Here is a 24,115-nt window from a genome sequence, read left to right as displayed (position 1 = left end):
TTACAAAATTAATAGGTTTGTAATAATCAACCGAAAGACACTATGGATTTAACCTGGAATGAATTTGAAAGAACCGACATGCGTGTCGGGACAATACTGGAAGTAAATGATTTTCCGGAAGCCAGAAAACCGGCCTATCAGCTTACGATTGATTTTGGTTCCCAAATTGGCATCCGTAAATCATCGGCACAAATTACGAAACGCTATCAAAAAGAAGATTTACTAAACCGACAAATCGTTGCTGTTGTCAACTTCCCTAAGAAGCAAATCGGCAGATTCATGAGCGAATGCCTGGTTTTAGGTGCTGTAGGCGAGGAGGGAGATGTTATTTTATTAGCCCCCGATTTTAAAATAGAGAATGGGTTGAGGATTGGGTAGTTTTTACAGTCTCAGTTTACAGTTACAGTCTCAGTCACAGTTTACAGTCGCAGTTTTCAGACACAGTTTACAGACACAGTTTACAGACACAAACAGAGACTGAAAACTGCGACTGAAAACTGAAAACTCCTTTAAACGGCATTAATCTTTGCAACTAATTGTTGTAAAATCAACTGTCCTTCTTCCCAGTACTTTAAATCTGAATCCGAGTTGATGTGTCCTTGCTGTCCCACATTGATGAAATCGCTTCCCCACATGGCTGCAAAATATTGTTTTCTCTCGAATGATGCGTAGGGATCGTTTTCACTTGCTACAACAATCGATGGAAAGGGCAATTTAAGAGTCGGCATAGGAGAAAAATTGCGAATGGATTCCGGAGTATGTTGAGGTGAATCTACATCGGCAGGAGCAACCAATAAAGCGCCGACAATATTTTTGTTTGTATGTAAAGCTGCCCAGTGTAAAACCAAAGAAACAGCTAAACTGTGTGCCACAAGAATAGTCGGACCGTCTAATTTAGAGATTTCTTCGTTTAATCTTTCGAGCCATTCTGTTTTGACAGGCTCCTCCCAATTATCCTGAATAATTCTTTTTGAGTTTTTAAATTTTTCATGCCAGAAAGTTTGCCAGTGTTTTTCGCCTGAGTTTCCTAGTCCCGGTAGTATTAATAAATTTATTTCCATTGCCGTGGATTTTAAGTTTAGTTTATTTTTTGGTGCTCTTTTATAATTCGGTTTACTTCATTTAATAGTAACGGAAAAGCGGGTTCAGTCATTCCGTGACCATAGCCGTCCAGCTCAAAAAGTTGGGTTTGTTTATGTCCGGCAAGTTTCATCATGCGTGCCAAATAAGCATTTTCCTCATATCGGCCTAACATTTCGAGCTCGCGATCCCCGGTTATTAATAGTAAAGGCGGAGCATCAGCGCGAACATGAAAAAGCGGTGCAAAAGCATCAATTGTGGGCTGTGTATCCGGAATTCCGTTTTCTCTCCTGATTTCAAAATGAGTGATGCATTGCGCGCTAAACGGAATAAGTCCTGCTATTTTATTAGCATCAATACTTTCTTTTTGCAGCCATTTTTTGTCCAGGCCAATCATTGCCGCTAGATAACCTCCTGCAGAATGCCCGGAGACGAAAATAAGAGACGGATTTCCTCCATAACTAGCAATGTTGTTAAAGGTCCAGGCAACAGCAGCAGAGGCATCTTCTATAGCTTTTGCAGCTTTTACTTTTGGGGATAATCTATAATTTACGCCAATAACAGCGAAACCTTTATTTTTAAGGGCTTCGGGAATTTCCTTGTTTCCTCCCGTCAGCCCTCCTCCATGCAACCAGACTATAGTAGCAAAATTTTTACTGTTCTTAGGATAATAAATGTCTAATACGCAACGTTCATTACTATAAGCGTCAGCTTTAATGGCGGCTGAATTATAATATTGAATATTCGATCTGGTCTCATATTCTAATTTTTGAGCAAAAGAAGAAGCTGCAATTAAGAAGAAACTAAATAAAAGAAGTATTTTTTTCATTTTTATAACGTATTAACCAGCAATGGTGGTTTTAGGAAGGTTTTAAAAATTGAATGGTCTAAAATCTAAACTTAAATATATAAAAAAAGCCCAAAATGCAGGACATGTTGGACTCGTACTTTTTAAAAAGTTATTTAGGACTAAATATCGTCAAAATCAATATCAGTAAAGCTGGATCTTTGACCTTCAGGTTTATCAGAACCGTACTCTTTTTTAAAATCTTTTTGATGTCTTTCAGAAATTACTTCCTCGCCTTTGTGGTTCAAGACATATGAAGTCATTTCTTCCAGTATTTCAGCAAAAGCACCAAAATCTTCTTTGTATAAGTAAATTTTGTGTTTTTTAAAATGAAAAGAACCATCTTCTTCAGTGAATTTTTTGCTTTCAGTAATCGTGATATAATAATCATCAGCTTTCGTAGCTCTTACATCAAAGAAATAAGTTCTTCTCCCTGCTCGTAATACTTTAGAAAAAATCTCTTCTTTTTCTAACATGTCATTTTCTCTCATAATACGTTCTATCATTTTTGGAATTAATAGTACTCAAAAATCATAAAAATTTATCTATTACGCAACAATTAAAGTAATTCTTTTTCCGAAAGTTGTTTTAAATATAACGATGCGTAATACCCTTCCTGATTTATTAATTGATTATGAGAGCCTTGTTGAATGATTTTACCATCTTCTAAAATGATTATTTTGTCGGCATTTTTAGCGGAAGATACCCGATGACTGACTATTATTGTAGTTTTATCTTTACAGATTTCCGATAAATTATTCAGGATAGTTTCCTCTGTTTCTGTATCGACAGCAGACAAACAATCGTCAAAAAGTAAAATTGCAGGATTTTTAATAATGGCTCTCGCAATAGAAACACGCTGCTTCTGACCGCCTGAAAGTGTGATCCCTCTCTCTCCTAATATGGTGTCATATTGTTTGTTGAAAGTAATGATATTGTCATGAACTACAGCATTTTGGGCTGCAATAATTACTTCTTCGTGAGTAGCATTTTGGTTACCAAATTTGATGTTATTCTTGATGGTATCTGAAAATAGAAAAGCATCCTGAGGAACAATTCCGATGTTATTTCTTAAGTCATTTAGGTTTAAAGTGCTTATTTCATTTTGGTCAATTGTTATTCTTCCATCGGTAACATCATACAAACGGGAGATCAGGGATAATATGGTTGATTTTCCGGAACCTGTTTTTCCAAGGATTGCTAAAGTTTCTCCTTTTTTAACGGTAAAAGTTACATTTTTTAAAGCGGTGATATTAGTGTCTTGATACGTATAACTTACATTTTCAAAAGAAATGGAACCCTGAATGTCAGATGAGTTTTCATTGTTGTTTTTGATTTCCGGTTGAATCTTTAAAAATTCATTCAGACGTTTTTGGGAAGCTTCTGCCTCCTGAACCATCGAAGAAACCCATCCCAACGATGCTACAGGCCAGGTTAGCATGTTTACGTAGAGAATAAACTCTGCAACTGTTCCTATGTTCCGGATCGTTCCGTTGATGTACATAACACCTCCAAAATAAATCACCACCAAATTACTGATTCCGATTAGCGCAATCATCAGGGGACCAAACAACGATTGAACTTTCGCCAGGTTTAAACTTTTGCTTTTGCTTTCGTCAGCAAGAGCGATCATGTTATTCTGATGTTGATTTTCTAAAGAATACGCCTTAATGACCCGGATTCCTGAAAATATTTCCTGAGAGAAACTGGAAACTTTAGATAAATATTGTTGAAAAATAGTACTCCTTTTATTGATCTCCGAACTCAGTTTAAAAATACAATACGAAAGTATCGGCAGCGGTAATATGGTATAGAGCGTCAATAATGGCGATACATTGTACATGTAGATAATAACAATGGCAAAACGAATAAAGGTATTGATCGTATACATTACGGCCGGACCAACATACATTCGGACTTTTGAAACGTCTTCGCTGATTCGGTTCATTAGATCCCCGGTCCTGTTTTGTTTGTAGAAATTTTGAGAAAGGTTTTCATATTGTCTGAAGACTTCGTTTTTTAAATCGAATTCGACATGACGTGACATCACGATTAAAGTCTGACGCATTAAGAAGGTCAAAAAACCCGCAACAATTGTAGTAGCTATGATTAGCAATACATTATGAATTAAATCCTGATGATAAGAAGCGATGATCATTTTTGAGCTCTGATCGGCTTTTGACAGTTTGTCAAAGTTTTCAATTGCGTTTAAAGACTTGCTAATCAGCTTGGGAGTAAACAAGGAAAATATTTGTGCGATTATGGTGATTAAAATTCCTAGTGAAAAACTATATTTATATTTAATGAAATATTTGTTTAAATAGCGTAATTCTTTCATTTTTTTAAGATATTCAATGTTGAAATGATATTGATTTTATAAATTACTTTCAATTAAAAGCAATAGAAAGTGTAATTTAATCAATATAAATGGATTGTTAATTTGTTATTATAAAGATAAAATATTAGCACATGTGTATTTTTTGTTTATGTTTGAGATGTCTTTTTGACAAATTCATAATTTTAACAAATAAACAGTAACGCTATGGATGCAACTTTCGCAACTGGAAAGGAACTTCAAAAAATGAATCCTGTTTTTGGTCAGTTATCTTTTAACGATCACGAACAAATTGTATTTTGCAATGACAAAGATACAGGTTTAAAAGCAATTATTGGTATTCATAATTCAGTTATGGGGCCGGCTTTAGGAGGTACTAGAATGTGGAATTATAATACGGAATGGGAAGCTTTAAACGATGTTTTGCGTCTTTCAAGAGGTATGACTTATAAATCTGCCATTACAGGACTTAATATTGGTGGTGGAAAAGCAGTCATTATTGGGGATGCCAAGACACAAAAAACACCCGAGTTAATGCGTAAGTTTGGTGAATTTGTGCACTCTTTAAGCGGAAGATATATTACAGCTGAAGATGTTGGAATGGAAACTAAAGACATGGATACTGTAAGAGATGTAACGCCTTACGTTACAGGTATTTCAGAAGAAAGAGGTGGTTCCGGAAATCCTTCTCCCGTAACGGCTTATGGCGTTTACTTAGGAATGAAAGCGGCTGCAAAAAGTCAGTTTGGTTCTGATGTTTTAGACGGTAAAAAAGTTTTGGTTCAGGGAATTGGTCACGTTGGTGAAGCTTTGGTGGAGTACTTAACCAAAGAAGGAGCAAAGGTTTTCATTACAGATATCAACGAAGAGAAATTATATGAAGTAGCTCAAAAATACAACGCAACAATATTTACAGGTGAAGATATATATACTGCCGATGTTGATATTTATGCGCCATGTGCAATGGGAGCTACAATCAATGATGATACAGTAAATAAAATAAAAGCTAAAGTGATTGCCGGTGCTGCCAACAATCAATTGGCTGATGAAAATATTCACGGGGCAAGATTGTCAGAAAGAGGTATTTTATATGCACCTGACTTCCTGATCAATGCTGGTGGAATTATCAATGTTTATGCTGAATTAGAGCATTATGGTAAAGCAGAAATCATGCGTAAAACCGAAAATATCTACAACACTACTTTAGAAATTATCGATTATGCCGTGAAAAACGGAATGACAACGCACAAAGCCGCACTTACAATTGCTCAGAATCGTATCGATTTGAGAAAAATTGAAAACGCAGCTAAGAAGTAGTTTTTTTATAGACTCAGTCTTAGTAATTAGTCACAGTCTCAGTATCAGTCTCAGTTTTCGGTATAAGTTGAAAACTGTGACTGAGACTGAGACTTTTTTATACTGCAGACTGCGACTGCGGCTCTTTAACCGGTTTGCAATGAAAACTGGGACTGAACACTGCGACTGCTTTTTGTTCGAAAATTAATGGATTTAAATTTTAATATCAGGTCTTAAATACTTATTTTTGCAGACTAATTTTTAAATGTTCTTACAAGGTGGTAAATAGAAGACACATACGCGTTAAGGTAATGCAGTCCATTTATGCAATGCATCAAAGCGGTTCTGACAATATGGAAAAAGAAGAGAAGTTTCTTTTTTACAGTATTGATAATATTCAGGACTTATATTTAATAATGCTATCTTCATTGATAGAGATCTGTAAAAAAGAATCTGTTTTTTTACATCTGTCAAGTAAAAAACATCTTGCAACTGCTGCAGAACGTAATCCAAATGAAAAATTTATCAAGAACAAAATTTTTCAGTTACTTGCCGAAAGTAATTCACTTAGTATCGCTTTAGAAAATCGTAAAATCAATAACTGGTCATTAAATGATGATTATATTTTATTGCTTTTAAATGACATTAAAGCAAGTGAATTGTACGCCAACTACATGAAGACTTCCGTGAATACATTTCAGGAAGACAGACAATTTATTGTTGATTTGTTTGCCGATGTTATTGTTCCGAATGATAAATTGTATGAATACCTGGAAGACGATAAGTTAACATGGGTTGATGATATTCCTGTTGTGAATACGCATATTATCAAACAATTGAAAGCTATCAAAACCGAAGATCCGGATGATTTCAGAGTGCCAAAATTGTATAAGGATGTTGAAGATAAAGATTTTGCAAAAGATTTGTTCAGAAGAACAGTTTTAAACGAATCGATCTTAGCAAAAGAATACGAAGACAAAACACCAAATTGGGACAGCGATCGTATTGCAGAGATTGATACGATTATTCTGAAAATGGCGATCTGCGAGTTTTTAAAATTTCCTTCTATTCCCGTAAAAGTAACGCTGAACGAATATTTAGAAATTGCTAAAGAGTATTCTACGCCAAAAAGCAGTATTTTTATCAACGGAATTTTAGATAATCTGGTTAAAGAGCTGGAAGCCAACAAAAAAATGATTAAAGTGGGAAGAGGTTTGATGTAATCGGGAAGAAATTTCAATTAATAAAAGCCAAATTCCAAAAGAATATTAATAATAAACAAAAAAAAGAATTTAAATTATGGGACAATTAACTCAATTTGCGCCATTTCTATTAATGTTTGTAGTGATCTATTTCTTTATGATCAGACCACAACAAAAAAGAGCTAAAAACGAAAAAGAATTTGAAAGCAGCCTGAAAGTAGGTGATAAAATAATTACAAAAAGTGGTTTTCACGGTAAAGTTGTTGAACTTGGTGAAACTTCTGTAATCATCGAAACCATGTCTGGGAAATTAAAAATTGAGCGTTCTGCTATTTCTTTGGAAATGAGTTCTGCGTTGAATAAAAAAGCGTAAGTTTTTTATAAAATTCCAATCCCGAAGCGTCGGGATAAAATTCCCAAATTCCAATTAACGATTGGAGTTTGGGATTTTTTATGTTCAAAAAGAGCTAAAACAAACCTTTGTCAAAGTTTTAAAACTTTGACAAAGGTTTGTTCTATTTGTCAGTTCGAGCCGAGTCGAGAACCTTTGTGCATCTCTACTCCGCTCGATGTGACATATGTATTTCGATTTCTCTTAATATCCGCAAAATTGGAATTTGGCTCTTCGACTTCGCTCAGAGTGACAGCTTCAATTGGAATTTGGAATTTACCAACTATCTGTATTTATCATTCAGTCCAATATTTCCAAGAATCATCGGAATCACTTTTTCAATTCTCGAAAGTTTCGTTTTTTCCTGTTTAGCGGTTTCAATATATTCTAAAAACTCATATTGTTTATAAGGCGAGAATTTCTGAAAAGCTTCCGATAAAGCCGGATTCTGATTCATTTCTTTTTCCAATAATTCAGAAACAATGGTTTCTTTTTTAGTCGGTTTTATGATTTTCCCCTGCTTTTCGTTTTCAATAGCTTCCAGAATATATTCCAGCACTTCCTTTTCGTTGACCTCTTCTTTAGAAGTAAATCGCCATTGGCGTAAAGATTTTGTTTTGTCTTCCTGGGCGTTGATCAGCTTCTTTTTTTCATCCTTCAGAAAAACGCCATTAAAAAACCAAATGGTAAAATAGTCTTTAAATCCACCAATTCCGACAACATTTTTTGTATTGTAAACATAAACCGGACCGCCCCATTTTATGGTTTCAGACAATTCGGTTTTGTCTATAATTGATTTGAGGAAAAGCAATTCCTCTTCCCAATTATTGACTTTGTCCCAAATGTGTTTTTTATCGGATTCCGGTTCCAAAGTATTATCTTTTTTTAGCTTTTTCAGTTGTATCGAAAGCTCCGGGAACAGCAGTTAGTTCCGCAATTTTTACAATCACATCAGTCGCTTTCTGAATGCTTTCAGCAGGAACATATTCATATTTCCCGTGGAAGTTGTGACCACCCGCAAAGATATTCGGGCAAGGTAATCCCATAAACGATAATTGAGATCCGTCAGTTCCGCCACGAATGGGTTTGATGATCGGTTTAATGTTCAATTCTCTCATTGCTTTTTCGGCAATATCAACAATATGCTTTACCGGAAGTACTTTTTCCTTCATATTGTAATACTGGTCTTTTATTTCAGTAGTTACAATATCTTCACCAAATTGTTTTGCGAATTTTTTATTGATTTTTTTTGCGATTTTTTCGATTAAGCTTTTCCTTTTTTCAAACTTGATTTTGTTGTGATCGCGAATAATAAGTTCCAAAACCGTTTCTTCGATGCCACCTTTCAGATGATGCACATGGAAAAAACCTTCGTATCCTTTTGTTTCCTGTGGTGTTTCTCCTTTTGGAAGTTCATTGATAAAATCATTTGCTATCAGCATCGAATTGATCATTTTTCCTTTGGCATATCCCGGATGAACACTTTTTCCTTTGAACGTAATTTTGGCACCTGCAGCATTGAAGTTTTCATATTCCAGTTCACCAATCTGACTTCCATCCATCGTGTAAGCCCATTGAGCACCAAATTTTTCGACATCGAAATGATGGGCACCACGACCGATTTCTTCATCAGGGGTAAAGCCAATTCTGATTTTGCCGTGTTTGATTTCAGGATGCTGCACCAGATATTCCATAGCAGAAACAATCTCGGTAATTCCGGCTTTGTCATCAGCACCCAAAAGTGTGGTACCGTCTGTTGTAATAATGGTCTGGCCTTTATATTGTACTAAATCTTTGAAGTAATCGGGAGATAAAATAATGTTTTTTTCAGCATTCAGGACAATATCTTTTCCGTCGTAATTTTCAATAATCTGCGGTTTTACATTAGCTCCGCTAAAGTCCGGTGAAGTATCAAAATGTGAAATAAATCCAATTACGGGAACTTCATGATCAACATTACTCGGAAGGGTTGCCATGATATAGGCTTTGTCGTCAATGGTAACCTCTTGTAATCCAATTGTTTTTAGTTCTTCAACTAATTTGTTGGCAAGATTCCATTGTTTTTCTGTACTTGGGGTAGTTTTTGAGTTCGGATCAGATTCTGTATCGATTGTTACATAACTGATAAAACGATCTATAATATGTTGCATTTTTTATTTTTTAGCAAATATAGGCATTTTTATGAGCTGTATTATTGCCGCTCCTAATATCTAAATTCAAATAAAAAAGGATTCAGTTTACTGTAGAATCCTTTTTATTCTCTCTTTTAAATGCTTTTGACGCATCTGAATCCAAGATGGTTGGCGGCAGACCGTATTTCTCCTTTTCCTCTGGTGCCCACCATGTATCGGGTACAATATTGATCGGTACATAAAAAGGAGCCGCCACGATGTACCCGTTTTTTTTCAGTTGGATCATTAGGATCATTATAACTATCGGGTCCCTGAGGGTTTTTTGCTGTTTTTCCGTCTTTGTTTAATTCGCTATAATAGGATGGGCTGTACCAGTCGTTTACCCATTCCCATACATTTCCTGCCATATCATATAATCCGTAGGCATTTGGTTTAAATTGGGCAGTGGGTGCAATTCCTTTAAAGCCGTCTTCTCCCGTATCTCCGTCTTTAATAGGAAAGTGCCCCTGATAGATGTTAGCCTGAAATTTTCCGTTTGGTTTTAACGTATTTCCCCAAGCGTACAGATTTCCTGTTTTTCCGCCCCGGGCGGCAAACTCCCATTCAGCTTCAGTTGGTAATCTTTTTCCCGCCCATTTTGCATAAGCAGCAGCATCCTCATAAGTAATTTGTACCGCGGGATATTTTTCTTTTCCTTTTATCGAACTTTCAGGGCCCAGGGGATGTTTCCAGTCGGTTCCGCCTACGTAAGACCACCATTGAAGGAAGTCATTGAGATTTACAGCTGCCGGTGTTGGAGAAAATATTACAGAACCTGCAATTAGATTTTCTGGCGGAGCATCCGGGAATTCTTCCTGAGTTGGCTTTTGCTCAGCGACAGTCACATAACCGGTAGCGTTTACAAATTTCGCAAATTGTTCATTGGTCACTTCGGTTTCATCCATAAAATATCCGTCCACATAAACGCGATGAATAGGAGCGGCATCCTTTGTAATGCCTTTTATGCTGCACAAGCTTTCGTCTTCAACATTGCTGCCCATCGAAAATTCTCCACCAGGGATCCATACCATTCCTTTTGGAGCTTTGGCTGGAGCAGAATTTTTATTAACGATTGTAGGTTCGAATTCAGAAGATGCTTTGCTGGCTGTAGCTTCTGTACAGTCCATTGCTGCTGATTTTTCTTTTGGTACAATAAACTTTGTAAAACCGTATGCGATTGAAATAGTAGTTATGGTCAGAATGGCAAAAATCCAATAAATTTTATTTTTCATTAGAGCAGATTTTAATTTGAAAGTATTTGTTGTACAGTTTAATAGTCAGAAAAAAATAACCTTATTAAATAGAATTTATTTACAAGGTTAGCTGATTTTTTTTCAAAGATATAAAAATTCTACTTTTTCTATAGAATAAATATTTTTATATAAATTATTTTAAATTCGATGCAAAACTACTTCTTGGCCTCCAGTTTTTGAAGAGGATAAATTTGATGGTCAGATTGTCTTATTGCTTGTATATAAACTTGTTGTGTTTGTCTGTTTTATTTTTATAGCAGCCCTTTCTGAATAGTTCTGCCAGCTTCGTGAGTACCACCGACGTTATAGCGTTGTGCTAATCTGTATATTGAAATGAGAAAAAATATCCTTTCAGTTACACTAATGCTGATTTTTCAAGTATTATAGTTAAATTTGCACCCAAAAAAACAACAACAACTTATTATGTATAAATCGATAATTCGCCCGATACTTTTTTGGTTTGATCCGGAAGAAGTGCATTATTTTACTTTTTCATTTATTAGATTTATATCAAAAATCCCTGGTGTTTCATCAATTATTAAGTCCATTTACGAAGTAAAAGATACTCGTTTAGAACGGGAAGTTTTCGGAATTAAGTTTAAAAATCCGGTTGGACTTGCAGCAGGATTTGATAAGGACGCCAAATTGTATAAAGAACTTTCTGATTTTGGATTTGGTTTTATCGAAATAGGAACTGTAACCCCGGTTGGACAAGAAGGAAATCCTAAAAAACGATTGTTCAGACTAAAGGAAGATCAGGCTATTATTAACCGAATGGGGTTTAATAACGGAGGGGTTCTGGAAGCGGTAGAACGTTTGAAAAAGAATTCAGGCGTTTTAATCGGTGGAAACATCGGTAAAAATAAAATTACCCCAAACGAAAATGCTGTTGATGATTATATCATTTGTTTTGATGCCTTATTTGATCATGTAGACTATTTTGTGGTGAATGTAAGTTCGCCCAATACACCTAATTTGAGAGCTTTACAGGATAAAGAACCGCTTACGGCTTTACTGCAGACTTTGCAGAACAGAAACATAGAAAAGCAAAAAACAAGCACTCAAAAAATAAAGCCAATACTTCTGAAAATTGCTCCGGATTTAACAGACGAACAATTGTTAGACATTATTGATATTATAAAAATAACTCAGATTGCCGGTGTAATTGCTACTAATACTACAATTTCACGTGATGGATTACAAGCTGCAAATCAAACTGAAATGGGAGGTTTGTCCGGCAAACCATTGACAAATCGTTCTACTGAAGTTATTCGTTTTCTTTCTGAGAAAAGCAATAAGGCATTCCCTATTATTGGAGTAGGAGGAATTCATTCCGCCGATGATGCGATCGAAAAGTTAAATGCGGGGGCCAGCCTGGTGCAATTGTATACCGGTTTTATTTATGAAGGTCCGGCTTTGGTTAAGGCTATAAATAAAAAGGTTTTACAGCAGTTGTAAAAGTAGCGCCTGTACTATAAATCCCGTAAGTATTGCAATTCCAAAACTTAACAAAGTACCGATTAAAACGTATTCGGTAAGTTTTCGGTCTTTGGCTTCTTTCAGGTCTCCAAATCTAAAAATAGATTTTGCTGCCAATAAAAAACCTATGGCTTCAAAGTGGCCGGTCAGGATAAAACAGAAAACAAACAATCGCTCTAATATGCCAATGTAATTCCCCGCACTGGCAAGCGAATGATCACTATGATTATTGCTGCTTTCAGGACTCCATATCGAAATTATTATTTTGATACATATGGAAGTTGGCTTTGTGATCAGTAAAATTCCCGTTATTAAAATCCAAAACTGATTGTCAAACCAGTTCAGGTTTATGGATTTGTTTTGATAAAGGATTGTTATTCCGGCTAACACGATGATATGCAGGACCTGGTCGGCTATAAACCAAATGCGTTTTGTTTTGTTTTTCTGAAAATTTAGTTTGACCAAATCAATAATTCCGTGTGTAACGGCAATAAGAACAGCATACGGTATAAATTGAATTTCTCCGGCAAGAATTGCTGCTAAAGTCCCATGCAGCAGGATGTGAAGATATAAATAAATGCTTTTGTGTTTTTTAGCTTCTTTATTGGCTACCCATGAGTTGGGCTGCCATATAAAATCGCCTAATAAGTGTGCTAAAAGCAGTTTTATAAATAAAATCATAAGATTATAAATTGTTTATTTGTTTTCTAAAATAGCGATCTAAATCCATAACCAGATCAAATTGGGCCCGTTTTTGTCTTCGGCTTACGGCAGCTCTTTTAACACCTAATTTCGGGGCTAATTCTTCTTGCGACAAACCCGGGTTTTCTATTGCAATGGCTGTAAATTCTGCAGATGGCGCAGGCCAGTTGTCCATAAAAGTTAAAGCCAGCCGGATCATCAGGTTCATTTTTTCATCTGTAACCATGTCGCCTGTTCGCATGGCTAAAGTCATTCTTTGCTTTTTTAAAGTTTCAAAAAGTTCTCCTGAATTTATAAAGGCAGAACCATTACTTTCAGATATTTTTTCACCATCATGTGTTTTATCCCCAAAACCGATACTCATACGGGCGTCTAGTTTTATAGCCTTTAAATGTGCTTTTATCAGGATTGCTGACAATAACGCATCTTCAGGGTTTTTTATTTCGATTTGAAATTCGTCACCTCTGTAAATTTCCCATTCTGCAGGGGTTTCGCCAAAAGGGGAGAGGATCTTTTTTAAACCTTCTACCCAGTCTTTGGATTTTTGCTTTCTCGAGTCAATTATGTCTCCTGTAATTACACTGGTCATAGATTCAAATATAATTAAAATAAATAGATAATAATAATAGTACAAATATAGATACTATTTTTTAATGTTACGTTTTTATGTAATATTATTAATTGTTACGCTTTTAAGTAACATTTAAAAATGTTACACTATTAGGGAATATTGTAATTAAAGAAAATTATAACTTTTATTTCTTTAAAAAAGAAACTAACTTAGCCTTCACTAAAGAATAAGCTTTGAATAAAGAAATCAAAATTATCGAATGTCCACGTGATGCCATGCAGGGTATCAAGGATTTTATTCCCACCAAAAATAAAGTTTCCTATATCCAGGCTTTGCTGAGGGTAGGGTTTGATACCATTGATTTTGGGAGTTTTGTTTCGCCAAAAGCTATTCCGCAAATGCAGGATACAACAGAGGTTCTGGCCCAACTCGATTTGTCTCAGACAACGAGCAAACTTTTAGCCATAATTGCGAATACACAGGGAGCAGCCTCCGCTTCAGAGCATGAACCAATTCAGTATCTGGGATTTCCTTTTTCGATATCAGAAAATTTTCAGATGCGGAATACACATAAAACCATTGCTGAATCTTTAGTCACACTGGAAGAAATCCTTGAAATTGCCGATAAGAAAAAGAAAGAAGTGGTTACCTATCTTTCTATGGGTTTTGGAAATCCGTATGGAGACCCGTGGAATGTAGAAATAGTAGGGGAATGGACTGAAAAATTGTCTAAAATGGGCGTAAAAATCTTATCCCTTTCGGATACAGTCGGCAGTTCTACTCCGGAGGTTATTACGTATCTTTTTTCAAATTTAATTCCAAAATATCCCCAAATAGAATTCGGAGCCCATTTGCATACCACACCAGACAGCTGGTTTGAGAAAATAGAGGCTGCACACCAGGCAGGCTGTACCCGCTTTGATGGTGCTATCCAGGGTTTTGGAGGATGTCCAATGGCAACCGATAAACTGACCGGAAATATGCCTACAGAAAAACTCATTTCGTATTTTACGGCTAACAAAAAAATAACAGGACTCAATTCTTTAAGTTTTGAAAGTGCTTATAATGAAGCGTCAAAATTGTTTGGGAAATTTCATTAAAAATAAAGTATCTTTATGACAAAGGAATAATAATCAGCAACTTTCATCCGTTGTAGTTTAAATCTAATTGTCTACAGTCATGGGATTATACCTCAAAAATAAAATCTTTCTATTTGCTTTTTTTCCTCTGTTATTTATTTCATGTTCCAGTGATTTAGATTTTGATCAGGTGGATGATTTGAAACTAAAGCCCGTTTTTGTTGCCAATGTGGCTCATTTTGATGTGCCTGCAAATGAATTTACAGATAATGGACAAGAACAGCTGATTGCTTTTGACGAAAAAGAATTTGATGTTTTCAAAAAGAAATTTTTCACAGATAATCTCGTAAAACTGGAGCTGGATTGCGAAACTGAAAACACCATAGCACGTGCCTTTACGATTGATTTATTACTTTTTAATGAAAATGATGACGTCCTTGAAACGATAACACTGGAAACCCCTGCGTATTCAGGAAATCCTGATGTTATAAAACATACTACTGAAATATTCGAAGGACAACGATTAGATTTGTTGAAACAAACTGTTAAAATCGGTTTTGTAGTAACAATGGGATCGGGAGCTCCTTTGGACGAAAATAGTCAGGGAAGTTTAAAATTGCAATCTGGTGCAACCGCTTATCTGGAAATCGAATGAAAAAGGTACTCTGTATTTTAACAGTGCTTTTTCAGCTTGCTTCTTTTTCCCAAAATAAAGAAGTACTGTATAATTTTACCTCTATTCCACAGTCCTCACTTGTAAATCCGGGTGCCGATGTTTCGTATAAATTTTATTTCGGAATCCCTGCATTGTCAGGAGTTTCGGCAAATATCGGTTCCAAAAGCTTTTCGGCTTATGATTTATTTGCTAATAATGGAGTTGATTTTAACGATAAAGTCCGAAGAATCGTAAACCGGTCATCCAACAATGATAAAACCCAGATCAACCAGCAACTTGAATTGTTTTCGGGCGGTTTTAGAGTAGGAGGGGAAGAAAGCAAATCTTATGTTTCCTTTGGAGTTTATCAGGAATTCGATTTTTTAATGTACTTCCCAAAAGATATTGGAGTCCTTGCCTTAGACGGGAACCGCGATTATATCGGTAAATTATTCAATCTGAGGGATGTAAACCTTAGAGCCGAAGTACTTTCCGTATTCCATATTGGATTTCATAAAAAAGTAAATGAAAAGCTGGTTTTGGGTGGTCGTGCCAAAATCTATTCGAGTGGCGCCAATGCAACATCTACAAAGAATTCCGGTTATATTTATACCGGTAAAGATGCAGGAACTGCTAATGTTTATAATCAGATCATTTCTTCTGATTTAGAACTTAAAACCTCAGGAATTGCAAGTTTTACAAAAGACGAATACGAAGGAAGTATTGCGGGAGATATAGCACACAATACTTTTTTTAACGGAAGTTTAGGCTTGGGTTTCGATGCCGGAATTACGTACTATTTCAAAGAGAACCTTCAATTTACCGCAAGTGTTGTTGATGTGGGTTTCATAAAACAGTCCAAAGATATCGAGACATTAACTTACAAAGGGTATTATGAATATGAAGGTGTAAACCCTATTTTCTCTGATACGAATGAACCTGAAAATGTTTTTGATGATTTCGAAAAAGCCATTCCACGTGACACACTTTATAACAAATACACCACCTGGCGGCCTGTAAAATTCTATTCGTCAATGCAATATTCGTTTGGAGAATACCGATCTGATGCCGATTGTAATTGTAAGGGAAAAGTGGGCCGAAGATACCTGAATTCAGTTGGAGGGCAGTTATTTCTGATGACAATGCCAAGAGCACCTTTTACAGCTTTCACCGTTTTTTACAAACGCAGTATTCTGGAGAAATTAGATATAAAAGCCACCTATACATTCGATTCCTTTTCGAAGAAAAATATTGGTTTAGGAGTCGCCGGAACGATTGGGAAATTTAACATCTATGCTCTTGTCGACAATGTTTTAGAGTACAAAGATGTCACCAAAGCCAATAGTCTGGCCTTTCAGTTCGGATTGAATTTCGTTTTTCAGGATTCCGAAGATTAATAAAAATAAAAAATCCAATTTCAAAATTTCAAATACCAAATCTGGCTTTTTTAGTATTGAAATTTCCCTCGCCTTTATTGGAATTTGGAATTTAAAAATTGGATTTTATCGCTTAAATCATTGTAAGACCTTTCCTGTAAATACAATTTTATGATTAAGTTAGTGAACAAGTTGCCGATTTATTCACTACATTTGCACGCAATTCAACTAGAAATTGCAACATGATAGCACACAACTCCAAGATTATCGGCGAAGGTTTAACTTACGACGATGTATTATTAGTACCTAACTACTCGAATGTGCTTCCACGCGAAGTGAGTATCAAATCAAAATTTTCAAGAAACATAACACTAAACGTTCCAATAGTATCAGCTGCTATGGATACCGTTACTGAAAGTGCAATGGCTATTGCTATGGCACAGGAAGGCGGAATTGGTGTTTTACATAAAAACATGACCATCGAGCAGCAAGCGGCGAAGGTTAGAAAAGTAAAACGTGCTGAAGCAGGAATGATTATTGATCCTGTAACTTTACCAATGACTTCTACCATTGCAGATGCTAAAAATGCCATGAAAGAATTCGGAATTGGCGGAATTCCAATCGTTGATGAAAACAGAATTTTAAAAGGAATTGTTACCAATCGTGATTTACGTTTCGAAAAAAACGGAGCCAGACCCATTGTAGAAGTAATGACAAGTACCAATCTGGTTACTGTAGCAGAAGGAACTTCATTAGAGCAGGCTGAAGTAGTTTTACAAGGCCATAAAATCGAAAAATTACCGGTTGTAAATGATAAATACGAATTAGTTGGTTTAATCACTTTCAGGGATATTACCAAACTAACTCAAAAACCAATCGCAAACAAAGATATCTTTGGACGTTTGAGAGTTGCTGCTGCCATTGGAGTTACCGGAGATGCTGTCGAAAGAGCCGCTGCATTAGTTGCTGCGGGTGTTGACGCCATCATTATCGATACTGCTCACGGACATACGGAAGGTGTTGTAAATACATTGAAAGAAGTAAAATCAAGATTCCCGCAAATAGATGTAATCGTTGGAAACATTGCAACTCCGGAAGCGGCTAAATATTTAGTAGCAAATGGTGCCGATGGTGTAAAAGTTGGAATCGGTCCCGGTTCTATCTGTACAACACGTATTGTTGCAGGTGTTGGTTTTCCTCAGTTTTCTGCAGTTCTTGAAGTTGCAGCAGCTATAAAAGGAACCGGAGTTCCGGTTATCGCAGATGGTGGAATTCGTTATACAGGAGATATTCCTAAAGCAATCGCTGCAGGTGCTGACTGTGTAATGTTGGGTTCTCTATTAGCAGGAACAAAAGAATCTCCTGGAGAAACTATTATCTTTGAAGGAAGAAAATTCAAATCTTACCGCGGAATGGGTTCTGTAGAAGCGATGCAAACAGGTTCTAAAGACCGTTATTTCCAGGATGTGGAAGATGATGTTAAAAAATTGGTTCCGGAAGGAATTGTAGGGCGTGTTCCATACAAAGGAGAATTAAATGAAAGTATGCTTCAATTCATAGGTGGTCTTCGTGCCGGAATGGGTTACTGTGGTTCAAAAGATATTCCGACTTTGCAGGATACAGGGCGTTTTGTGAGAATCACTTCAAGTGGAATTACGGAAAGTCACCCGCATAATGTTACGATTACAAAAGAAGCTCCAAATTATTCCAGATAATTTTCAGTTTTCCATATAAATCAAAAGGCGTAAAATTTAGTTTTTACGCCTTTTTTTGTTTTTACTTAACGATAGAAATTCCATTACTCAGTTCATCGATAATGTCCTTATTTTGTTCTATGGCTTCGGCTTGTGCGCCAAACTGCATTTGTATCGAGCCACCTTTTCCGTTGTAGATAAAACCCTGATATTTGTATAACAGATCATTATAATCCAGTTCACATTCGAAATAATTAACCGTTAAGTCATTTATTTTCTTTTTGTAGATTTTAAGATTTTTGATTTTACCAAACTCTTTGTATTCATCTTCTATAGTGCTTTTTAATTTTTTATCGCTGATGAAATAATCATACTCGATAAAATATGCAGTCACTAAATTGTATTGATCATGAAATTCAACATCCCAATCTGATGTATCTGCGCGTATCCATCTTTCAGGGGCATATTTTATTTCATAAAGTTTTTTTCGACTAGTGTACGTTTCTACTTTTGTATTGCTTTTAGTTTGTCCTGTCATGCAGGTAGCGGATAGCAGAAATAACAGTATTAATTTATTTAACATTTTGGTTATGGGTTTAGGCGTTTAAGTTTTCTCTGGTCTTTTTTATTTCCTTGAGGGTAAATTTCTTTAACGAAAATAGGAAAATTAAAGAGACTTCTTGTCAAAACAGCATTAACTTTATTTAAAAATTCCTGTTCACAAACAAACACACTATAATTAGTAATGATTAAAAAAATCAGCTAAACAATACTGTTATAGCTGATTTCGTAAGTATATATAGAGTGTCAAGATTTTTTAAGGTGTAGCAGTTTCATCTCCTGTTCTAATTTTTTGATTGTCTATTATTTTTTGAATAAAAGTAGCTGTCTGACTTTCAAGATCCGATTCGGAAATATCTAAAGCTTTCGGATTTTTAACTAATTCAAACCAGGGTTTTGGCGAACCGAAAGGATAGCTTCCGAAAACAATTACCGGAGTTCCTTTTACTTTTACATTTTCGGAGTCTTTCAAAATCCATTCATCGGCCCATTTGTACAGATATTTAGCATCTTTTTCTAATAAACGCAGGCAGGAATGCGAAGCCGGATAGCCCGGTAATTCATATTCATGAAAACCAACTCCTAATTTATTTTCGATATTGAAATTCCATTTTAGGTCCCATTCGTCATTAAAAGTACTGGTTGTTTTTTCGGCTTTCCAGTTGGTGAAAAATAACCCGGTTGGCGTCTGGTCGTTTTTTCTTCCCATATTGGTCGGACCGGTGTACACCAATTCGCCATTTTCGTAAGCAGCAAAAATTTGGGTCGGGTAAGAGAAAATTAAAACCTTATCAACATTTTCTAAATTAGAAACATGAATCGGGAAAGGGAGATAAGAAGGTAAATCACCACTAAAGTCAGCAGGAACAATAACGGAATCCATTTTAGCAAAATTAGCTTTGTCCGTTCTGTTTATAGCATAAGCGATATCCAGTTTAGTCGAATCGCTTTTGTTGGCTTCAAGCCATTGTTTTGTTTTTTCAAAATGAAAACCGATTGATTTTGGTTTCTTGTATTCAACAGTTTTATGTGGTTTTGCTCCGTTTTTTTCTTTGGCAGTTTCATTTTTTTTACAAGAACCTACTAAGCCTAAAACAAGTAAAAGAAGGATATTGGATGTATAGTATAACTTTTTCATAAATTGGTTTTTTGATTGGTGTAAAGTTATTTTAATCACCTCTCAAATCGCTTACACAATTTTTTGAATTGTTTGCTATATTTTCATTTTAAGTTGATTTTAGAAAACCAGAAATATCTTTCACCCATTCAATTTTGTTTTTAATCAAATAGTTTTCATGTCCTGTATCTTTGTAAGTATTGAGTTTTTTAGAACCTTTCAAATTGGCATAAATTTGATTTATTTCTGTTAGGCTTACACTTTTGTCTTTTTGTCCATACAGTAATAAAGTGGGGCAAGTTATACTTTTTGCATAGGCAGTCGGATTATGGCTAAATGCCCAAAATCCATTTTCAATTCCTCCCCAGAATAACAGCATTCTGGCCATCGGAAAAGTTGGTGCATTGGCTCTTTTAAATCTTGCGTATACAGTTTCGTACATCGAACCAAACGGACATTCAAGTATAATTGCTTTTGGTTTTATTTTGTCATCATGAATAGATTTCATTATGGCAACAGCTCCCATAGAAGTACCAAATAGATAAATGTTTTTTTCTCCGGTTTGCCTTAAATAGTCGAATGTTGTTTTAACTTCTTCAGATTCCTTATAACCAATTGTAGTCTGATTTCCTTCTGAATTTCCGCTTCCCATAAAATCGACAAGCATTGTGCTATAACCTAATTTTATAAATTTATCTGATTTTTCAATCATTAAAGATTTTTCACCACCGTAGCCATGAAATAATATTACGGTTCCTTTTGACTTCTCTGTTTTAATTAACCAGCATTCAATTTCTTTATTACTTTGCAATTTTAAAGTTTGGTATTCTTGAGAAGGGAATTTTGTGCTTTTTGGTTTCGGGTTATTAACACCAAAAAATAAAATTTTCGCTTTTTCAAACGAAGTTAATTTTTCCGGGCTTTTAGTTTTTTCAGCTTTGCTATTCGAAAAATGGGTGAATTTGTATGCATGAAAAAAAGCAATAGTATTCATTATTATAAAAATAGCGAATAGTATTGTGAAAATTATTTTTCCGTATTTAAGTAATTTCATTTAGAATAATGTCATAGTTTATGTTATCTAAAAATAACACATTGCAGAGGAAAAAAATTAAATTAAACCTTTAATCTTAGCATGCTGCAACAACATAATCGTTTTAGCATCTGAAATCTCACCGGATTCAATCATCGCATAAGCTTCGTCGAAAGTATATTCAAGCACTTCGATGTTTTCCTGCTCAGCATCTAATCCGCCGCCTTCATTCACTTTCATTGTTTCGTCGTATTCTCCAACAAATAAGTATAGAATTTCTGTTACAGAACCCGGAGACATATAGGTTTCGATAACTTTCTGAACTTTACTTAAACGATATCCTGTTTCTTCTTCTGTTTCCCGAATGATAGCTTGCTCGGGATTATCATGATCTAAAAGTCCCGCACAAACCTCGATCATCATTCCGGTTTTATTTCCGTTAAGGTAAGTAGGCAAACGAAATTGTCGTGTTAAAATAACTGTTTTTTTGGCCGTATTATACAATAAAATAGCTGCTCCGTTTCCGCGGTCATAAACTTCACGAATATGCGATTCTGTTTTACCATCATTCTTCTGGTAATCAAAAGTTACCTTGTTTAGTACATACCAATTGTCAGATAATAATTTAGTTTCTGTTATTTTGATTTCTGGGTTTTTTCTCATGGCGAAAATAGTTTTATATAAAAAAAACGCCCTGGTTATCAGAGCGTTTCGTATTTGTTATTTTGTTATCGTTTGTTTTCTGTCTGGCCCAACCGATACAATTTTGATTGGTACACCTACTTCTTCTTCAATAAACTCAATATATTCTTTTAGCTCGATTGGCAATTGATCGTAAGTAGTCAAACCTGTTAGATCCGCTTTCCAGCCTTTAAATTCTTTATAAACCGGAGTTACGTTTTCAGGTTCGATGTTATAAGGAAAGTGAGAAATGTTTTGTCCTTTATAATTGTATTCGGTACACACTTTTAAGGTTTCAAATCCGGAAAGAACATCACCTTTCATCATCATTAATTGTGTTACTCCGTTTACCTGAACAGCATATTTTAAAGCTACAAGATCTAACCATCCGCAACGTCTTTGTCTTCCTGTAACAGATCCAAATTCGTTTCCGACTCTTGCCATTGTAGCACCAACTTCGTCAAAAAGTTCCGTTGGGAAAGGTCCGCTGCCCACACGTGTAACGTAAGCTTTAAAAATTCCGTACACTTCTTTGATTTTATTAGGAGCAATTCCTAAACCGGTACAAGCTCCGGCAGCAGTAGTATTGGATGAAGTTACGAAAGGATAAGTTCCAAAATCAACATCTAATAAAGATCCCTGGGCACCTTCACATAAGATAGATTTACCAGCTTTTTGAGCCTGATAAATGTATTCTTCACTGTCAATAAAATCTAATTTTTTCAATTCTTCAACAGCTTCAAAAAACTCTTTTTCAAGTTCTTCGAGGTTATATTGAATTGCAACATCATAAAAAGCAATCATTGCTTCATGTTTGTCTGCTAAAGCTCTATATCTTTCTTTGAAATCTTCTAACTCGATATCTCCTACACGCAATCCGTTTCTACCGGTTTTGTCCATGTAAGTTGGCCCGATTCCTTTTAAGGTAGAACCAATTTTCGCTTTTCCTTTTGATGCTTCAGAAGCAGCATCCAGCAAACGGTGTGTTGGTAAAATTAAATGTGCTTTTCTTGAAATGATCAATTTGCTTTTGATATCAAGGTTAAATTTTTCTAGACCTTCAATTTCTTTTTGAAAAACTACCGGATCTATTACAACACCATTTCCAATGATGTTTATTGATTTTTTATGAAAAATCCCGGAAGGAATCGTTCTCAGAACGTGTTTAATTCCGTCAAATTCTAATGTATGTCCTGCATTTGGTCCTCCCTGAAAACGTGCAATAATATCATAATTTGAGGTAAGAACGTCAACAATTTTTCCTTTACCTTCATCTCCCCATTGTAATCCTAGTAATAAATCTACGGTCATTCTGTTTTAATTTGCGTTGAGACAATTTAAGTTGCCCTACTGATTAATGTAGTTAATTTTCTTTTTTTTATTTTTTGAATAATTCCTTTCCGGACTATTGTTTTTGTTTTTTGTTTCCGTAGAAATACAATGAATGATTGGTGATCTCAATGTCAAAGATTTCCTCGATTGTTTTTTTGATGGTTTGAATTCTTGGATCGCAAAACTCAATCACTTCACCGGAATCTGTCATGATAATGTGATCGTGCTGCTTATCAAAATAAGATTTCTCGTAGTAAGCCTGATTTTGCCCAAATTGATGTTTTCTAACCAAAGCGCAGTCTAACAGTAACTCGATCGTGTTGTATAAAGTTGCCCTACTCACACGGTAGTTTTTGTTTTTCATTTTGATATAAAGGTTTTCTATGTCAAAATGCTCTTCGCTATCGTAAATTTCCTGAAGTATAGCATAACGCTCAGGAGTTTTGCGATGCCCTTTCTGCTCAAGATACATTGTAAAAACATTTTTTACAATTTCTTGATTTTTAGTATTGTCAGTTGAAATTAGTGTCATAATCTGGCAAAGATAATTTTTTATTTTAATGAATAAAAGTTTAAGGTTCAAAGTTTAACTTTCAAATCTCGATTTAGACGCTGTCAATACTCCTGTTTAAGGGTTTTACATCGTGTTTTATTTATGGATTTGCAGAAACTTTATTAACATATTTATTTTTATATGAGATAAAACTAACAAAATTTTTATTCTGTTTTTGTCATAAACATGTACCAGTTCCATTCCCATGTTTTTCCTTTATCAGCACTCATCGCCTGGCTCCACACCGGATTTTTTTCATCTCTGGCATCCCATCGGAATACCTGAATTACATTTTGGCCTTCAAAAACATCTTCCGAAAAAAAGTGTCCCACATGATGCTCAAACGAACCAACTACGGGCCTGTCTAAAACTCCCGTGTTCGAATCTGACCAATAAATACTCCATAGTTTTGTTAACGGATTAAATAAACGGACGGTCATTCCTTCAAAAGGTTCTCCATCAAAAGTGGCCAGAAAATTATCGATGTTGCCAATTCCCTTCAAAATAGTATACATTTCCTGAGTCGACGGAAATTCAATCCACTCTGTACAATTACAAAGTCTCTTTTTTAGTTTTTTATTGATGATATTGGACTTGCCTTTAAAAAAATCAAAATCATTTTTAGAAGAAGAATCAGAGGCTGTAATGATAAGTACTCCGTTTTCATCAAAATTTAATTCGGGTATTTTTAAATGGTCATTTCTCAT

General features: G+C 35.3%; 25 protein-coding genes. 9 read left to right on the top strand and 16 right to left on the bottom strand.

What is annotated here, in order from left to right:
• Window positions 1-42: 42 nt before the first annotated feature.
• Entirely contained in the window at window positions 43-378 is a 336-nt protein-coding gene (locus tag EV142_RS11935; protein WP_132035993.1) for a tRNA-binding protein, read from the top strand.
• A 131-nt stretch (window positions 379-509) separates the two neighbouring features.
• Here EV142_RS11935 and EV142_RS11930 read toward each other — a convergent pair whose 3' ends face one another.
• The 4 genes from EV142_RS11930 to EV142_RS11915 all read right to left on the bottom strand — a co-directional run bounded on the left by EV142_RS11930 (window position 510) and on the right by EV142_RS11915 (window position 4,265).
• On the bottom strand, window positions 510-1,061 hold the full coding sequence (locus EV142_RS11930; RefSeq protein ID WP_132035991.1) for an RBBP9/YdeN family alpha/beta hydrolase: 552 nt from the start codon (window positions 1,059-1,061) through the stop codon (window positions 510-512).
• Between the two features lie 17 nt (window positions 1,062-1,078).
• The gene (locus EV142_RS11925; protein WP_132035989.1) at window positions 1,079-1,909 is read right to left on the bottom strand and encodes an alpha/beta hydrolase; all 831 of its coding nucleotides are present in this window, start codon (window positions 1,907-1,909) and stop codon (window positions 1,079-1,081) included.
• Window positions 1,910-2,049: 140 nt separating this feature from the next.
• A complete protein-coding gene (locus tag EV142_RS11920; RefSeq protein ID WP_026981839.1) occupies window positions 2,050-2,418 on the bottom strand; it encodes a PUR family DNA/RNA-binding protein in 369 nt (122 codons plus the stop codon).
• Between the two features lie 68 nt (window positions 2,419-2,486).
• Entirely contained in the window at window positions 2,487-4,265 is a 1,779-nt protein-coding gene (locus EV142_RS11915) for an ABC transporter ATP-binding protein (RefSeq protein WP_132035988.1), read from the bottom strand.
• Between the two features lie 204 nt (window positions 4,266-4,469).
• Between EV142_RS11915 and EV142_RS11910 the strand changes: the two genes are divergently transcribed.
• The 3 genes from EV142_RS11910 to yajC all read left to right on the top strand — a co-directional run bounded on the left by EV142_RS11910 (window position 4,470) and on the right by yajC (window position 7,133).
• A complete protein-coding gene (locus EV142_RS11910) occupies window positions 4,470-5,579 on the top strand; it encodes a Glu/Leu/Phe/Val family dehydrogenase (protein WP_132035986.1) in 1,110 nt (369 codons plus the stop codon).
• Between the two features lie 290 nt (window positions 5,580-5,869).
• Window positions 5,870-6,781 carry a transcription antitermination factor NusB gene (nusB, locus tag EV142_RS11905; protein WP_132036277.1) on the top strand — a complete coding sequence of 304 codons (912 nt, stop codon included), beginning with the start codon at window positions 5,870-5,872 and terminating at the stop codon, window positions 6,779-6,781.
• A gap of 76 nt (window positions 6,782-6,857) precedes the next feature.
• Window positions 6,858-7,133, top strand: a complete 276-nt coding sequence (gene yajC, locus EV142_RS11900) for a preprotein translocase subunit YajC (protein ID WP_127336894.1) — start codon at window positions 6,858-6,860, stop codon at window positions 7,131-7,133.
• A gap of 301 nt (window positions 7,134-7,434) precedes the next feature.
• Here the strand turns inward: yajC and EV142_RS11895 are convergent, their stop codons facing one another.
• The 3 genes from EV142_RS11895 to EV142_RS11885 all read right to left on the bottom strand — a co-directional run bounded on the left by EV142_RS11895 (window position 7,435) and on the right by EV142_RS11885 (window position 10,554).
• Window positions 7,435-8,022, bottom strand: a complete 588-nt coding sequence (locus EV142_RS11895) for a YdeI/OmpD-associated family protein (protein ID WP_132035984.1) — start codon at window positions 8,020-8,022, stop codon at window positions 7,435-7,437.
• A gap of 4 nt (window positions 8,023-8,026) precedes the next feature.
• Window positions 8,027-9,301: a peptidase T gene (gene pepT, locus EV142_RS11890; protein WP_132035982.1), complete on the bottom strand. Its 1,275-nt coding sequence runs from the start codon at window positions 9,299-9,301 to the stop codon at window positions 8,027-8,029.
• Window positions 9,302-9,417: 116 nt separating this feature from the next.
• On the bottom strand, window positions 9,418-10,554 hold the full coding sequence (locus EV142_RS11885; protein WP_132035980.1) for a formylglycine-generating enzyme family protein: 1,137 nt from the start codon (window positions 10,552-10,554) through the stop codon (window positions 9,418-9,420).
• Between the two features lie 444 nt (window positions 10,555-10,998).
• Here EV142_RS11885 and EV142_RS11880 point away from each other — a divergent pair, with 444 nt between their 5' ends.
• Window positions 10,999-12,033 carry a quinone-dependent dihydroorotate dehydrogenase gene (locus tag EV142_RS11880; RefSeq protein ID WP_132035977.1) on the top strand — a complete coding sequence of 345 codons (1,035 nt, stop codon included), beginning with the start codon at window positions 10,999-11,001 and terminating at the stop codon, window positions 12,031-12,033.
• Here EV142_RS11880 and EV142_RS11875 read toward each other — a convergent pair.
• The gene (locus tag EV142_RS11875; RefSeq protein WP_132035975.1) at window positions 12,019-12,735 is read right to left on the bottom strand and encodes a DUF3307 domain-containing protein; all 717 of its coding nucleotides are present in this window, start codon (window positions 12,733-12,735) and stop codon (window positions 12,019-12,021) included. The genes EV142_RS11880 and EV142_RS11875 overlap by 15 nt on opposite strands.
• A gap of 4 nt (window positions 12,736-12,739) precedes the next feature.
• Entirely contained in the window at window positions 12,740-13,345 is a 606-nt protein-coding gene (locus EV142_RS11870) for an RNA polymerase sigma factor sigma-70 region 4 domain-containing protein (RefSeq protein WP_132035973.1), read from the bottom strand.
• A 215-nt stretch (window positions 13,346-13,560) separates the two neighbouring features.
• Here EV142_RS11870 and EV142_RS11865 point away from each other — a divergent pair, with 215 nt between their 5' ends.
• The 4 genes from EV142_RS11865 to guaB all read left to right on the top strand — a co-directional run bounded on the left by EV142_RS11865 (window position 13,561) and on the right by guaB (window position 18,152).
• Entirely contained in the window at window positions 13,561-14,427 is an 867-nt protein-coding gene (locus tag EV142_RS11865) for a hydroxymethylglutaryl-CoA lyase (protein ID WP_132035971.1), read from the top strand.
• Window positions 14,428-14,506: 79 nt separating this feature from the next.
• Window positions 14,507-15,061, top strand: a complete 555-nt coding sequence (locus EV142_RS11860) for a hypothetical protein (protein ID WP_132035969.1) — start codon at window positions 14,507-14,509, stop codon at window positions 15,059-15,061.
• The gene (locus EV142_RS11855; RefSeq protein ID WP_132035967.1) at window positions 15,058-16,458 is read left to right on the top strand and encodes a DUF5723 family protein; all 1,401 of its coding nucleotides are present in this window, start codon (window positions 15,058-15,060) and stop codon (window positions 16,456-16,458) included. Before EV142_RS11860 ends, EV142_RS11855 begins: the two co-directional genes overlap by 4 nt.
• Window positions 16,459-16,679: 221 nt before the next feature.
• A complete protein-coding gene (gene guaB / locus EV142_RS11850) occupies window positions 16,680-18,152 on the top strand; it encodes an IMP dehydrogenase (protein ID WP_132035965.1) in 1,473 nt (490 codons plus the stop codon).
• Between the two features lie 61 nt (window positions 18,153-18,213).
• On the opposite strand, the gene EV142_RS11845 is transcribed toward guaB, so the two are convergent.
• The 7 genes from EV142_RS11845 to EV142_RS11815 form a co-directional block, all read right to left on the bottom strand.
• Window positions 18,214-18,714, bottom strand: coding sequence for a hypothetical protein (locus EV142_RS11845; protein ID WP_132035963.1), 501 nt, complete (start codon window positions 18,712-18,714; stop codon window positions 18,214-18,216).
• A gap of 234 nt (window positions 18,715-18,948) precedes the next feature.
• A complete protein-coding gene (locus EV142_RS11840; RefSeq protein WP_132035961.1) occupies window positions 18,949-19,830 on the bottom strand; it encodes a L,D-transpeptidase in 882 nt (293 codons plus the stop codon).
• 88 nt (window positions 19,831-19,918) lie between these two features.
• Window positions 19,919-20,863, bottom strand: a complete 945-nt coding sequence (locus tag EV142_RS11835; RefSeq protein WP_132035959.1) for an alpha/beta hydrolase — start codon at window positions 20,861-20,863, stop codon at window positions 19,919-19,921.
• Window positions 20,864-20,920: 57 nt separating this feature from the next.
• The gene (locus EV142_RS11830) at window positions 20,921-21,505 is read right to left on the bottom strand and encodes an NUDIX domain-containing protein (protein ID WP_132035957.1); all 585 of its coding nucleotides are present in this window, start codon (window positions 21,503-21,505) and stop codon (window positions 20,921-20,923) included.
• A 57-nt stretch (window positions 21,506-21,562) separates the two neighbouring features.
• Window positions 21,563-22,834, bottom strand: coding sequence for an adenylosuccinate synthase (locus EV142_RS11825; RefSeq protein ID WP_132035955.1), 1,272 nt, complete (start codon window positions 22,832-22,834; stop codon window positions 21,563-21,565).
• Between the two features lie 94 nt (window positions 22,835-22,928).
• Window positions 22,929-23,387, bottom strand: coding sequence for a Fur family transcriptional regulator (locus EV142_RS11820; RefSeq protein WP_026981862.1), 459 nt, complete (start codon window positions 23,385-23,387; stop codon window positions 22,929-22,931).
• A gap of 185 nt (window positions 23,388-23,572) precedes the next feature.
• Complete coding sequence (locus tag EV142_RS11815) at window positions 23,573-24,115, bottom strand: hypothetical protein (protein WP_132035953.1); 543 nt, start codon at window positions 24,113-24,115, stop codon at window positions 23,573-23,575.

The sequence above is a fragment of the Flavobacterium circumlabens genome (assembly GCF_004345565.1).
In the GTDB taxonomy this organism is placed as follows: Bacteria; Bacteroidota; Bacteroidia; order Flavobacteriales; family Flavobacteriaceae; genus Flavobacterium; species Flavobacterium circumlabens.
This window is presented reverse-complemented; position numbering and strand designations above follow the sequence as displayed.

What these genes read in the sequence shown, in the direction of transcription:
- EV142_RS11910 (WP_132035986.1), top strand. Translation starts at nt 4,470, where the DNA reads ATGGATGCAACTTTCGCAACTGGAAAGGAACTTCAAAAAATGAATCCT.
- EV142_RS11860 (WP_132035969.1), top strand. Translation starts at nt 14,507, where the DNA reads ATGGGATTATACCTCAAAAATAAAATCTTTCTATTTGCTTTTTTTCCT.
- EV142_RS11830 (WP_132035957.1), bottom strand. Translation starts at nt 21,505, where the DNA reads ATGAGAAAAAACCCAGAAATCAAAATAACAGAAACTAAATTATTATCT.
- pepT (WP_132035982.1), bottom strand. Translation starts at nt 9,301, where the DNA reads ATGCAACATATTATAGATCGTTTTATCAGTTATGTAACAATCGATACA.
- EV142_RS11835 (WP_132035959.1), bottom strand. Translation starts at nt 20,863, where the DNA reads ATGAAATTACTTAAATACGGAAAAATAATTTTCACAATACTATTCGCT.
- EV142_RS11875 (WP_132035975.1), bottom strand. Translation starts at nt 12,735, where the DNA reads ATGATTTTATTTATAAAACTGCTTTTAGCACACTTATTAGGCGATTTT.
- EV142_RS11820 (WP_026981862.1), bottom strand. Translation starts at nt 23,387, where the DNA reads ATGACACTAATTTCAACTGACAATACTAAAAATCAAGAAATTGTAAAA.
- EV142_RS11925 (WP_132035989.1), bottom strand. Translation starts at nt 1,909, where the DNA reads ATGAAAAAAATACTTCTTTTATTTAGTTTCTTCTTAATTGCAGCTTCT.
- EV142_RS11870 (WP_132035973.1), bottom strand. Translation starts at nt 13,345, where the DNA reads ATGACCAGTGTAATTACAGGAGACATAATTGACTCGAGAAAGCAAAAA.
- EV142_RS11845 (WP_132035963.1), bottom strand. Translation starts at nt 18,714, where the DNA reads ATGTTAAATAAATTAATACTGTTATTTCTGCTATCCGCTACCTGCATG.
- EV142_RS11840 (WP_132035961.1), bottom strand. Translation starts at nt 19,830, where the DNA reads ATGAAAAAGTTATACTATACATCCAATATCCTTCTTTTACTTGTTTTA.
- yajC (WP_127336894.1), top strand. Translation starts at nt 6,858, where the DNA reads ATGGGACAATTAACTCAATTTGCGCCATTTCTATTAATGTTTGTAGTG.
- EV142_RS11930 (WP_132035991.1), bottom strand. Translation starts at nt 1,061, where the DNA reads ATGGAAATAAATTTATTAATACTACCGGGACTAGGAAACTCAGGCGAA.
- EV142_RS11825 (WP_132035955.1), bottom strand. Translation starts at nt 22,834, where the DNA reads ATGACCGTAGATTTATTACTAGGATTACAATGGGGAGATGAAGGTAAA.
- EV142_RS11880 (WP_132035977.1), top strand. Translation starts at nt 10,999, where the DNA reads ATGTATAAATCGATAATTCGCCCGATACTTTTTTGGTTTGATCCGGAA.
- EV142_RS11920 (WP_026981839.1), bottom strand. Translation starts at nt 2,418, where the DNA reads ATGAGAGAAAATGACATGTTAGAAAAAGAAGAGATTTTTTCTAAAGTA.
- EV142_RS11855 (WP_132035967.1), top strand. Translation starts at nt 15,058, where the DNA reads ATGAAAAAGGTACTCTGTATTTTAACAGTGCTTTTTCAGCTTGCTTCT.
- EV142_RS11815 (WP_132035953.1), bottom strand. Translation starts at nt 24,115, where the DNA reads ATGAGAAATGACCATTTAAAAATACCCGAATTAAATTTTGATGAAAAC.
- nusB (WP_132036277.1), top strand. Translation starts at nt 5,870, where the DNA reads ATGCAGTCCATTTATGCAATGCATCAAAGCGGTTCTGACAATATGGAA.
- guaB (WP_132035965.1), top strand. Translation starts at nt 16,680, where the DNA reads ATGATAGCACACAACTCCAAGATTATCGGCGAAGGTTTAACTTACGAC.
- EV142_RS11915 (WP_132035988.1), bottom strand. Translation starts at nt 4,265, where the DNA reads ATGAAAGAATTACGCTATTTAAACAAATATTTCATTAAATATAAATAT.
- EV142_RS11885 (WP_132035980.1), bottom strand. Translation starts at nt 10,554, where the DNA reads ATGAAAAATAAAATTTATTGGATTTTTGCCATTCTGACCATAACTACT.
- EV142_RS11935 (WP_132035993.1), top strand. Translation starts at nt 43, where the DNA reads ATGGATTTAACCTGGAATGAATTTGAAAGAACCGACATGCGTGTCGGG.